This window comes from Amycolatopsis viridis (assembly GCF_011758765.1).
GTDB classification, from domain to species: domain Bacteria; phylum Actinomycetota; class Actinomycetes; order Mycobacteriales; family Pseudonocardiaceae; genus Amycolatopsis_E; species Amycolatopsis_E viridis.
Window position 1 is genome coordinate 3,609,125 of the sequence record NZ_JAANOU010000001.1, and the last position, 12,299, is coordinate 3,621,423.

General features: G+C 67.3%; 6 protein-coding genes and 3 rRNA genes. All 9 read right to left on the reverse strand.

Going from position 1 to position 12,299, the window contains the following annotated elements; genetic code table 11:
• Positions 1 to 2: 2 nt before the first annotated feature.
• A complete protein-coding gene (gene recN / locus FHX46_RS17940; protein ID WP_167116259.1) occupies positions 3 to 1,793 on the reverse strand; it encodes a DNA repair protein RecN in 1,791 nt (596 codons plus the stop codon).
• 46 nt (positions 1,794 to 1,839) lie between these two features.
• Complete coding sequence (locus tag FHX46_RS17945) at positions 1,840 to 2,751, reverse strand: NAD kinase (RefSeq protein ID WP_167116262.1); 912 nt, start codon at positions 2,749 to 2,751, stop codon at positions 1,840 to 1,842.
• Complete coding sequence (locus FHX46_RS17950) at positions 2,748 to 3,557, reverse strand: TlyA family RNA methyltransferase (protein ID WP_167116266.1); 810 nt, start codon at positions 3,555 to 3,557, stop codon at positions 2,748 to 2,750. Before FHX46_RS17950 ends, FHX46_RS17945 begins: the two co-directional genes overlap by 4 nt.
• A gap of 4 nt (positions 3,558 to 3,561) precedes the next feature.
• Positions 3,562 to 3,771 carry a hypothetical protein gene (locus FHX46_RS17955; protein WP_390622626.1) on the reverse strand — a complete coding sequence of 70 codons (210 nt, stop codon included), beginning with the start codon at positions 3,769 to 3,771 and terminating at the stop codon, positions 3,562 to 3,564.
• 10 nt (positions 3,772 to 3,781) lie between these two features.
• Entirely contained in the window at positions 3,782 to 4,792 is a 1,011-nt protein-coding gene (locus FHX46_RS17960) for an HAD-IIA family hydrolase (protein ID WP_167116269.1), read from the reverse strand.
• Positions 4,785 to 7,046, reverse strand: a complete 2,262-nt coding sequence (locus FHX46_RS28575) for a hypothetical protein (protein ID WP_243871299.1) — start codon at positions 7,044 to 7,046, stop codon at positions 4,785 to 4,787. The genes FHX46_RS17960 and FHX46_RS28575 overlap by 8 nt, the downstream gene beginning before the upstream one ends.
• Before the next feature lie 97 nt (positions 7,047 to 7,143).
• Positions 7,144 to 7,260: ribosomal RNA gene (gene rrf, locus FHX46_RS17970) — 5S ribosomal RNA — on the reverse strand.
• A gap of 77 nt (positions 7,261 to 7,337) precedes the next feature.
• A 23S ribosomal RNA gene (locus tag FHX46_RS17975) occupies positions 7,338 to 10,456 on the reverse strand.
• Positions 10,457 to 10,743: 287 nt separating this feature from the next.
• Positions 10,744 to 12,265 (reverse strand): 16S ribosomal RNA (locus tag FHX46_RS17980).
• Together the 16S, 23S and 5S rRNA genes form the textbook arrangement of a ribosomal RNA operon.
• Positions 12,266 to 12,299: the final 34 nt, after the last annotated feature.

Sequence of the window (12,299 nt, forward strand, 5' to 3'; positions counted from 1 at the left end):
GGTCAGCGCCTGGCGCGTTTGCCCGCCTTCTTGCGTGGCGCGGCCGCCGCCTGCTTGTCCGCGTCGGCCACCGCGAGCAGTTCCTCCGCGTGCGCGCGGCCGGTCTCGGTGCTCTCCATCCCAGCGAGCATGCGGGCCAGCTCGACCACCCGCTCGGACTTCTGCAGCTTCTTCACACCGCTGCGCGTGACACCGCCGGTCGTGCCCTTGTCCACGACCAGGTGCCGGTCGGCGAACGCCGCCACCTGCGGCAGGTGGGTCACCACGAGCACCTGGTGGGTGCGGGCCAGGCGGGCCAGCCGCCGTCCGATCTCGATCGCGGCGCGGCCACCGACGCCGGCGTCGACCTCGTCGAACACCAGCGTCTGCACGGTGTCCGCGTCGGCCAGCACGACCTCGATCGCGAGCATCACCCGGGAGAGCTCCCCGCCGGAGGCGGCCTTGTGCACCGGCATCGCGGGCGCGGCCGGGTGCGCCTTGAGCATCAGCTCGACGTCGTCGACGCCGGAGCTGCCGGCGTGCACCAGCTCGCCGTCCACCCGCAGGGCCTGCGGATCGGCGGAGTCGGTGGCGCGCCGGCTGACGGTCACCTCGATCTGCGCCTGGCCCATCGCCAGGCCGGACAGCTCCTCGGTGACCGCGCCGGCCAGTTCGGCGGCCGCGGCGGACCGGGCCCGGGACACGGCGGCGGCGTGCCCGGCCAGCTGGACGGCGAGCTCGTCGCGGCGGGCAGCCAGCCCGGCGAGCGCTTCCTCGGAGGTGTCCATCGACGCCAGCCGCGCCCCGGCGTCCTCGGCCCACGCGAGCACACCGTCGATGTCGGCCGCGTACTTGCGGGTCAGGGTCTTCAGCTCGGCCTGCCGGGCGAGGATCTGCTCGAGCAGCCCCGGGTCGGCCTCGAGCCCGTCGAGGTAGCCGCCCAGCTCCGCGCCGACGTCGTTGAGCAGCATCTCGGCCTCGGCCAACCTCGGCTCGAGGTCGCGCAACGCGGAGTCGTCGGAGCTGCCCAGCCGCCGCCGGGCCTCACCGATCAGCCCGAGCGCGCCCGGCTGGTCCGGGTCGCCGTCGGCGGCACCGGAGACCGCGGCCTGCGCGGCGCTGGCCGCGGCGCGCAGCTCCTCGGTCGCGGTGAGCCGCTTGACCTGCTCGGCCAGCTCCGCGTCCTCACCGGGCTTGGGGCCGACCGCGGCGATCTCGTCCAGCCCGTGCTTGAGCAGGTCGGCCTGCTGGGCCATCTCACGCGACCGGCTGGTGCGCTCCGCCAGCTCGGCGGTCACCGCGAGCCACTCGTCGCGGACCGCGCGGTACTCGCGCAGCGGCTCGGCCACGTCGTCCCCGGCGAACCGGTCGAGCACGTCCCGCTGCTCGGCCGGCCGCAGCAGCCGCAGCTGGTCGTTCTGCCCGTGCACGGCCAGCAGCCGGTCGGCCAGGTCGGACAGCACGCTCACCGGGACCGAACGCCCGCCCAGGTGGGCTCGGGAGCGCCCGTCGGCGCCCACCGAGCGCAGGGCGATGAGGCTGCCGTCCTCGTCGGTCTCGCCACCCGCGTCGGCCACGATCCGGGCGACGTGCTCGGCGAACACCCCTTCGAACCGTCCTTCGACGCTCGCCTTCCCGGAGCCGTTGCGGACCTTCGACGCCTCGGCGCGTCCCCCGGACAGCAGGTGCAGCCCGGTGACCACCATGGTCTTGCCTGCGCCGGTCTCGCCGGTGACCACGGTGAATCCCGGGTGCAGTTCGAGCAGGGCGTCCTCGATCACTCCGAGGCCCTGGATGCGCATCTCGGCCAGCACGCAACCACCGTAGCGGTCCGCTCCGACAATCCGCGGCGGACTCGCCTCAGCGCGCGTGCCGCTCCCGCCAGCTCTTCACCGGCAGCGCGAACTTGTGCACCAGGCGGTCGGTGAACGGGCCGGGGTGCAGGCGGGCCAGCCGCACCGGGGTCTCCCCCGCCACGATCTCGACCCGCGCGCCGCGCGGCAGGGCGATGTGCCGCAGTCCGTCGCAGGTCAGGACGGCCGGGGAGCCGAACGGGTCGATGCCGACGGTGATCACCGAGTCCTTGGACACCACCAGCGGCCGGGAGAACATCGCGTGCGCGTTGCTGGGCACGACCAGCAGCGCCTCGACGTCCGGCCAGATGACCGGGCCACCCGCGGAGAACGCGTAAGCGGTGGACCCGGTCGGCGTGGCGCACAGCACACCGTCGCAGCCGAAGGCCGACACCGGCCTGCCGTCCACCTCGATCAGCGCGTCGAGGATCCGTTCGCGGGTGCTCTTCTCGACGCTGGCCTCGTTGAGCGCCCAGGTGCGCGCCACGACCCGGCCGTCGACGGACACCGTGACGTCGATGGTCATGCGCTCTTCGACGGTGTACTCGCGAGACACCACCCGCTGCACGGTTTCGGTGAGCGCGTCGGAGTCGGCCTCGGTGAGGAACCCGACGCGGCCCAGGTTGACGCCCAGGACCGGCACCCCGGCGGGGCGGGCCAGCTCGGCCGCCCGCAGCAGCGTGCCGTCACCGCCGAGCACGAGCACCAGTTCGGCACCGCGCGCCGGGTCGTCGGTCGACGCGACCAGGGTGCACAGCTCGGCCAGGGCGTCGTGCTCGATCAGCTCCTTGACCTCGGCGTCGATGACGCGCAGGCCGATACCGGCCTCGGCGAAGCGGGTGGCGACCTCGCGCGCCGCGTCCTTCGTCGTCTCACGGTCGGGGTGCATGACCAGCAGCACCTCGCGGCTCTCGCTCACTGGGGACCCTTCCCGACCGCGTCGCGGACCAGTTGCTCGATCTCGCCCAGCGGCGCCGGGTCACGGCGCAGCCAGGCGAAGTATTCGACGTTGCCCGACGGCCCGGGCAGCGGGCTCGCCACGACGCCGTGCGGGTGCAGGCCCAGCGTGGCGGCGGCGGCCAGGACGTCCAGCACGGCCTGGACGCGCAGTTCCGGGTCACGCACCACGCCGCCGCTGCCGAGGCGGTCCTTGCCCACCTCGAACTGCGGTTTGACCATCGGCACCAGGTCGGCGCCGGCGGTGGCGCACGCCGCGAGCGCGGGCAGCACCAGGCGCAGCGAGATGAACGACAGGTCACCCACGACCAGGTCGACCGGTCCGCCGCACTGCTCCGGGGTCAGGGTGCGGACGTTGGTCTTGTCGAGCACGACGACACGCTCGTCGGTCCGCAGGCGCCAGTCCAGCAGGCCGCGGCCGACGTCGGCGGCCACGACCTGGCGTGCACCGCGCCGCAGCAGCACGTCGGTGAAGCCGCCGGTGGACGCGCCGGCATCCAGGCAGCGTCTGCCGGCCACGGACAGCCCGGCCGGTTCGAAGGCTTCGAGCGCACCGAGCAGTTTGTGGGCGCCGCGGGAGGCCCAGCCCGGGTCGTCGGCGTCCTTGACCACGATCGGCGCACCCGGTTCGACACCGGTGGCCGGTTTGGTGGCGACCATGCCGCGCACCGTCACCTTGCCCTCGCTGATCAGCGTGCTGGCGTGCTCGCGGGAGCGGGCGAGTCCGCGGCGCACCAGTTCGGCGTCGAGGCGGGCCCTGCGGGGCATCGCCTCACACCTTGTCGATGCTGGACAGGGCCGAGGTCAGCGCGAAGTGCACGGCGTCGAAGCGGTCCACGTGCTCGGCGAGCGGGACCCGGTCCAGGTCGTCGAGCGCGGCCATGGCCTCCTCGATGCCGGCGCTCGGGTCGGCCGGGACCGCGGGGGCCGGCGGCGGCCCGGGCACGGGGCGCGGCGGCTGCGGAATGGGTTGGTGCTGCACGGTCACCACGCTAACGGATCAGCTCGCCGCCGGAGGGCAGCCCCAGCTCGGCGAGGGCGCGCCGGGCGGGCTCGCCCCCGGCCCGCACCGCGGTGACGCCGGTGTCCCAGGCGAGGGCGCACAGGGTGCGCAGCAGGGCCAGCGGGTCACCCTCGCCGGTGGCCACGAGGGCGTCGCCGTCCCGCTGGGCGTGCCAGCCGGGCTGCGGCGCGATGCGCAGCTCGTCGGCAGGCTCGGTGAGCGCGCCGAGGTCGGCACCCAGGTAGGTGGGACGCTCCGCGGGGACCGCCGTGAGCAGGGTGGCGGGGGTGGCGACCCCGGTGAGCACGCACAGCGAGTCCATGCCGGCGTTGACGGCACCGGCGATGTCGGTGTCCAGCCGGTCCCCGACCGTCAACGGCCGCGTGGCGCCCGCCGAGCCGGCGGCCGTGTGGAACAGCGGGGCCTCGGGTTTGCCCGCCACCTCCGGAGTGGCGCCGGTGGCCGTGCGCAGGGCGGCGACCATCGAGCCGTTGCCGGGCAGCAGGCCGCGCTCGGTGGGGAGGGTGGTGTCGACGTTGCAGGCGACCCAGACTGCGCCCGCCCGGATGGCGACGCACGCCTCGGCCAGATCGGCCCAGCCGGTGGCCGGGTTGTGGCCCTGCACGACGGCGGCGACGTGGTCGCCGGCTTGGCGCACCGGAGCCAGCCCGGCGTCGGCGACCTCGGCTTCGAGCGCCGCGGTGCCGAGGACCAGGACCGCCGCGCCGCCGGGCAGCCGCTCGCCGAGCAGCTTCGCGGCGGCCTGGGCGCTGGTGCTGACCTCGCCGGGGGTCGCCTCGATGTCGAGCTCGCGCAGCTGGTCCGCGACGGCACCGGGCGCCTTGGATGCGTTGTTGGTGACGAAGCGGACCGGTGCACCCGCGTCGCGCAGCTGCCGGATCGCCGCCGCGGCCCCCGGGATCGCCCGGGGACCGTGGTAGACGGTTCCGTCGAGGTCGAACAGGAACGCGTCGTAGCCGGCTTGCAGGGCGTCAGCCATCGGCGAGCTCCGCGGCCCGCTCGGCGGCGTCGGTCTCCTCGTCCTCATCGGCGTCGGCGGCGTGCAGGAACCAGCGGATCGCCTCGTCCCGCCGGTCGGCAGCCAGCAGGTTGTCCGCGTACGCGTAGAACAGCCGGGCGCTCCACGGGTCGCGTTTGCGCGGGTCGAGGTCGTCGCCCTGGAGGGAGACGACGGCCGCGTCGACCTGGCCGAGGTCGCGCCGCGCACCGGCGGCGACGATCTTCAGCTCGATCTCCACGTCCCGCGGGAGCTCGCGGCCCTGCATCTCCTTGGCGAGGTCGAGGGCACGCTCGGGGCGGCCCAGTGCGCGCTCGGCGTCGGCGATGACCGCCACGTGCTGGTCGGTGTGGGTCATCCTGCGGACGGCCCGCAGCTCGGCGAGGGCTTCCTGCCAGCGTCCGGCGTGGTAGGCGACGAGCCCGAGCGCCTCGCGGACGATCGGCACCCGGGAGGCGCGCGTCTTGGCGAACTTGGCGTGCGCCAGGGCGGCCTCGGGGTCGGTGTCGATCAGGTTGCCCGCGGCGACGAGGTGTTTGCCCACGATCTCGGCGAGGGACTTCGGCAGGGTCCGCAGGTCGCGGCGGATCTCCGGGTCGAGGTCACTGAACTCGATGTCCTCGGGCAGCTCGGGCGCCTCGAGGAGCTCCCGCGCGAGGGCCGCGTCGTCGAGGTCGCGACCGCGCTTGCCGCGCCGGTCGTCGGCCCGGCGCTCCTCCCGGGGCGCGCGGCGGAACTCCGCGTCGGCGATGTCGACCTGCTCCTCGCGCGTCACGGGTTGCGCGGCGCGCTCGACCAGGGCGAGATCGTCGTCGTCCGGCGAGCCGGTCTCCTCGGCAGCGGCCGCGCCGAGCGGACCGGTTTCGTCGTCCGCCTCGGTCCCGGTCGTGCCGGTGGTGTCCGGTGTGGTCACCTCGTCCCGGGGCGACGCTTCCTGGTGGCGTTCCTCGGCGCTCTCGCGGATCGCCTCGTCCGCGATGGGCTGCTCCGTCCGGTCGTCGGGCGCCGGTACAGCACGGTCGACGCGCTCGTCGTCACGGCCGGACCGAGCCGGCCGGTCCGCGAACTTGCCACCGGGACGGTCGACGGTGCCACGGTCACGGTCACCGAAGTTCCGGCCGGCCGACCGCGTGTCGTCCCGGGCCCCGCGGCGATCGTCGAAGGACCGCCCGCCGCGCCGGTCGTCGTCTCGCTTGCCGTAGCCGCCACGCCGGTCGTCCGCCGACCGCCCGCCCCGGTTGCCGGAGGAGCGGTCGCGCTCGCCGAAACCAGGACGGCCGCCACGGTCGTAGGGCCGGTCGCCGCGACGATCGGCGGAACGGTCTCCGCCGTCACGACCGCGGCTGTCGAACGAGCCGCCGCGCTTGTCGGCGGAACGGTCGCGACCGCCGAAGGAGCCGCCACTGCGCTTGTCGAAGGAGCGCTCACCCCGGCGATCGTCGAACGAGCCCCCGCGCCGGTCGCTGCGCTCGCCCCGGCGGTTGTCGGAGGAGCCGGCGCGCCGGTCGTCGTAGCTGCGCTCGCCACGCCGTGCGTCGAAGGAACCACGCTTGTCGAACGAACTGCCGCGCCGCTCGCCGGAGGCGCGGTCGCCGCGCTCACCACCGCGGTTGTCGTAGGAACTGCTGCGCCGGTCACCGTAGGGCCGGTCGCCACGGGCGCCACCGCGACTGTCGTAGGAACCCCCGCGCCGATCACCGTAGGGCCGGTCACCACGGCGGTTGTCCGACGTGCGATCGCCGCGGTTGTCGTCACGCTTCCAGCCCGGACGGTCCCCGCCGCGGCGGTCGTCGTCGCGTTTCCAGTTGGGCCGGTCGCCACCGCCACGGCTGCCACCGCGGTTGTCGTCGCGGTTCCAGCCCGGACGCTCGCCGCCGCGGCTCCCGCCCCGGCGGTCGTCGTCACGCTTCCAGTTCGACCGGTCACCGCCGCGGGTTCCGCCCCGGCGGTCGTCGTCGCGGTTCCAGTTCGTCCGGCCGGTCCCACCGCTGCGGCGGTCGCCGAAGTCGCGGCCTCCGCGGTCGTTGCTGTTTCCACCCCGGCGGCCGCCGAAGTCGCGACCGCTGGATCGGTTGTCGTCCTGCCGGCCATATCCGCCCGACCGGCCACCCTGTCCCGCCTTGCCGTGCGGGGTGCCTCGCTGTGCTCCCGATCGCCCTGCGCCGGGAGCCGAATCGCGGCGCCGGGGGCGATCGGACGCGGCGTCGTCGAAGTCGCGCCGTCCGAAGTCCGCCACCTGGGCCTCCTCTTTCTCGGTTGTGAAGATCAGTAAACGCACCAAAGGCCCGTCAGGCGAGCCAAACGGCTATCCTAACGGGCCCTTGGGAAAGGGTGTTCGGCGGTGTCCTACTCTCCCACACCCGCGGGGGTGCAGTACCATCGGCGCTGGCAGGCTTAGCTTCCGGGTTCGGAATGGGACCGGGCGTTTCCCTACCGCCATGACCACCGAAACTCTCCGAAACAACACCAGAGCGTTTCCAGTCCGGTGTGGTGTCTCAGAGTTGCAGAGCGGATGCGTAGCAGCTTTGTGGGCAAGTCCTCGGCCTATTAGTACCAGTCCACTCAAAAACACATTACTGTGCGTCCATGTCTGGCCTATCAACCCAATCGTCTCTTGGGGGCCTTAACCCACAAAGGGGTGGGAGACCTCATCTAGGAACAGGCTTCCCGCTTAGATGCCTTCAGCGGTTATCCCTTCCGAACGTAGCTAACCAGCCATGCCACTGGCGTGACAACTGGCATACCAGAGGTTCGTCCGTCCCGGTCCTCTCGTACTAGGGACAGCCTTCCTCAAGTCTCCTACGCGCGCGGCGGATAGGGACCGAACTGTCTCACGACGTTCTAAACCCAGCTCGCGTGCCGCTTTAATGGGCGAACAGCCCAACCCTTGGGACCTACTCCGGCCCCAGGATGCGACGAGCCGACATCGAGGTGCCAAACCATGCCGTCGATATGGACTCTTGGGCAAGATCAGCCTGTTATCCCCGGGGTACCTTTTATCCGTTGAGCGACATCCCTTCCACCAGGAGATGCCGGATCACTAGTCCCTGCTTTCGCACCTGCTCGACCCGTCAGTCTCACAGTCAAGCTCCCTTGTGCACTTACACTCAACACCTGATTGCCAACCAGGCTGAGGGAACCTTTGGGCGCCTCCGTTACCTTTTAGGAGGCAACCGCCCCAGTTAAACTACCCACCAGGCACTGTCCCTGAACCCGATCAGGGTCCTAGGTTAGATTCCCAATCCGACCAGAGTGGTATTTCAACAACGACTCCACCCGAACTAGCGTCCAAGCTTCACAGTCTCCCACCTATCCTACACAAGCCGAACCGAAAACCAATACCAAGCTATAGTAAAGGTCCCGGGGTCTTTCCGTCCTGCCGCGCGTAACGAGCATCTTTACTCGTAGTGCAATTTCACCGGGCCTGTGGTTGAGACAGCCGGAAAGTCGTTACGCCATTCGTGCAGGTCGGAACTTACCCGACAAGGAATTTCGCTACCTTAGGATGGTTATAGTTACCACCGCCGTTTACTGGCGCTTAAATTCTCAGCTTCGCCCCCCAAAGAGAGCTAACCGGTCCTCTTAACGTTCCAGCACCGGGCAGGCGTCAGTCCATATACCTCGTCTTACGACTTCGCATGGACCTGTGTTTTTAGTAAACAGTCGCTTTCCGCTGGTCTCTGCGGCCAACTCACCCTAGCCCGCACGGGGCTTCAAGTGCTTTGGCCCCCCTTCTCCCGAAGTTACGGGGGCATTTTGCCGAGTTCCTTAACCACAGTTCACCCGACCGCCTTAGTATTCTCTACCTGACCACCTGTGTCGGTTTGGGGTACGGGCCGCACATGTTCTCGCTAGAGGCTTTTCTCGGCAGCATAGGATCACCCTACTTCACCTCAACGGCTACGCATCACGTCTCAGGCTACACAAGCGGCGGATTTACCTACCACTCACCCTACACGCTTACACCAGTACAACCACTCACTGGCGGAGCTACCTTCCTGCGTCACCCCATCGCTTGACTACTACACACTCAGGTCCCGCGCGTCCCCGATCAACTCCGAAGAGCCTCACAGTTCAGGGCGGTTAGTATCATGCACCTCGTCATGGGCGAACATACGCGGGTACGGGAATATCAACCCGTTGTCCATCGACTACGCCTGTCGGCCTCGCCTTAGGTCCCGACTTACCCTGGGCAGATTAACTTGACCCAGGAACCCTTGGTCATCCGGCGGCAGAGGTTCTCACTCTGCATTCGCTACTCATGCCTGCATTCTCACTCCCACACCCTCCACCACTCGCTTCCACGGTGGCTTCCCTGGATGCAGGACGCTCCCCTACCCAACAACACCACTGCACAACACTCACAAAGAGCGAAGTGGATGTAAATGTGTCATTGACACGGCTTCGGCGGTGTACTTCAGCCCCGCTACATTATCGGCGCAGGACCACTTGACCAGTGAGCTATTACGCACTCTTTCAAGGATGGCTGCTTCTAAGCCAACCTCCTGGTTGTCTCGGCGACCCCACATCCTTTCCCACTAAGCACACACTTAGGGGCCTTAGCCGGTGTTCTGGGCTGTTTCCCTCTCGACGACGAAGCTTATCCCCCGCCGTCTCACTGCCGCACTCTCACGTGATGGTATTCGGAGTTTGGTTGACTTCGGTAACCCGGTAAGGCCCCTAGGCCATCCAGTAGCTCTACCCCCACCACGAAACATGCGACGCTGCACCTAAATGCATTTCGGGGAGAACCAGCTATCACGGAGTTTGATTGGCCTTTCACCCCTACCCACAACTCATCCCCCAGGTTTTCAACCCTGGTGGGTTCGGCCCTCCACGAGGTCTTACCCTCGCTTCAGCCTGGCCATGGGTAGATCACTCCGCTTCGGGTCTAGACCACGCGACTCCACGCCCTATTCAGACTCGCTTTCGCTACGGCTACCCCACACGGGTTAACCTCGCCACGCAGCACTAACTCGCAGGCTCATTCTTCAAAAGGCACGCCATCACAAACACAAGTTCGCTCTGACGGCTTGTAGGCACACGGTTTCAGGTACTCTTTCACTCCCCTCCCGGGGTACTTTTCATCTTTCCCTCACGGTACTCGTCCGCTATCGGTCACCAGGAAGTATTTAGGCTTACCGAGTGGTCCCGGCAGATTCACAGCAAATTCCACGAGCTCGCTGCTACTCGGGAACACCAACACACCACACCAACACAGCTTTCGCGTACGGGACTCTCACCCACTCCGGTCCACCATCCCAGGCGGTTCCACTAGCCATGCAGCACGATGCCAGAAGTGTCAGCTCCTGGAAGTCAGGTCCCACAACCCCGCACACACAACCCCTGACAGGTATCACATGCGCACGGTTTAGCCTCCTCCGCTTTCGCTCGCCACTACTCACGGAATCACTAAGTGTTTTCTCTTCCTACGGGTACTGAGATGTTTCACTTCCCCGCGTTCCCTCCACGCACCCTATATATTCAGATGCGGGTAACACCTCATAACAGGTGCTGGGTTTCCCCATTCGGACACCCTCGGATCACAGCTCGGTTGACAGCTCCCCGAGGCTTATCGCAGCCTCCCACGTCCTTCATCGGCTCCTGATGCCAAGACATCCACCATGTGCCCTTAACAACTTGACCACAAAGATGCTCGCATCCACTCTGCAATTCTCAAACACCACACCCAGAAACAACACACGTGTTGCCTCAGGACCCAACAGCGTACCCATGAGCACCCACCGATCCGGCCAGCCATGCCGTTCCACACTCCCCGAAAGAAGCAGTACTAAACCATCACCACACCATCACGATAAGCATCAGCCAGCCGTCCACAATTCCTCGAGCAACCAGACAGCGCCACACACGGACACTGAGCCTGGCCACTCCACGACCCACCGAAGCAGGCGTGGATGTGTTGTGCTCCTTAGAAAGGAGGTGATCCAGCCGCACCTTCCGGTACGGCTACCTTGTTACGACTTCGTCCCAATCGCCAGTCCCACCTTCGACCACTCCCTCCCACAAGGGGTTGGGCCATGGGCTTCGGGTGTTACCGACTTTCATGACGTGACGGGCGGTGTGTACAAGGCCCGGGAACGTATTCACCGCAGCGTTGCTGATCTGCGATTACTAGCGACTCCGACTTCACGCAGTCGAGTTGCAGACTGCGATCCGAACTGAGACCGGCTTTAAGGGATTCGCTCCACCTCACGGTATCGCAGCCCTCTGTACCAGCCATTGTAGCATGTGTGAAGCCCTGGACATAAGGGGCATGATGACTTGACGTCATCCCCACCTTCCTCCGAGTTGACCCCGGCAGTCTCCCGCGAGTCCCCGCCATTACGCGCTGGCAACACAGGACAAGGGTTGCGCTCGTTGCGGGACTTAACCCAACATCTCACGACACGAGCTGACGACAGCCATGCACCACCTGCACACCGGCCACAAGGGGGCCGACATCTCTGCCGGTTTCCAGTGCATGTCAAGCCCAGGTAAGGTTCTTCGCGTTGCATCGAATTAATCCACATGCTCCGCCGCTTGTGCGGGCCCCCGTCAATTCCTTTGAGTTTTAGCCTTGCGGCCGTACTCCCCAGGCGGGGCGCTTAATGCGTTAGCTACGGCACGGACAACGTGGAAGTCACCCACACCTAGCGCCCAACGTTTACAGCGTGGACTACCAGGGTATCTAATCCTGTTCGCTCCCCACGCTTTCGCTCCTCAGCGTCAGTATCGGCCCAGAGACCCGCCTTCGCCACCGGTGTTCCTCCTGATATCTGCGCATTTCACCGCTACACCAGGAATTCCAGTCTCCCCTACCGAACTCAAGCCTGCCCGTATCCACTGCAGGTCCGGAGTTAAGCCCCGGATTTTCACAGCAGACGCAACAAGCCGCCTACGAGCTCTTTACGCCCAATAATTCCGGACAACGCTTGCACCCTACGTATTACCGCGGCTGCTGGCACGTAGTTAGCCGGTGCTTCTTCTCCAGGTACCGTCACTTACGCTTCGTCCCTGGCGAAAGAGGTTTACAACCCGAAGGCCGTCATCCCTCACGCGGCGTCGCTGCATCAGGCTTCCGCCCATTGTGCAATATTCCCCACTGCTGCCTCCCGTAGGAGTCTGGGCCGTGTCTCAGTCCCAGTGTGGCCGGACACCCTCTCAGGCCGGCTACCCGTCGTCGCCTTGGTAGGCCATCACCCCACCAACAAGCTGATAGGCCGCGGGCCCATCCCGTACCGCCGAAACTTTCCACCCACCACCATGCGGTGCCAGGTCGTATCCGGTATTAGACCCCGTTTCCAGGGCTTATCCCAAAGTACAGGGCAGGTTACCCACGTGTTACTCACCCGTTCGCCACTCATCCACCCAGCAAGCTGGGCTTCAGCGTTCGACTTGCATGTGTTAAGCACGCCGCCAGCGTTCGTCCTGAGCCAGGATCAAACTCTCCAACAATGCTAGAAAATCGATCCGGCTATAATTCATAGCC

What these genes read in the sequence shown, in the direction of transcription:
- FHX46_RS17950 (WP_167116266.1), bottom strand. Translation starts at nt 3,557, where the DNA reads ATGCCCCGCAGGGCCCGCCTCGACGCCGAACTGGTGCGCCGCGGACTC.
- FHX46_RS17960 (WP_167116269.1), bottom strand. Translation starts at nt 4,792, where the DNA reads ATGGCTGACGCCCTGCAAGCCGGCTACGACGCGTTCCTGTTCGACCTC.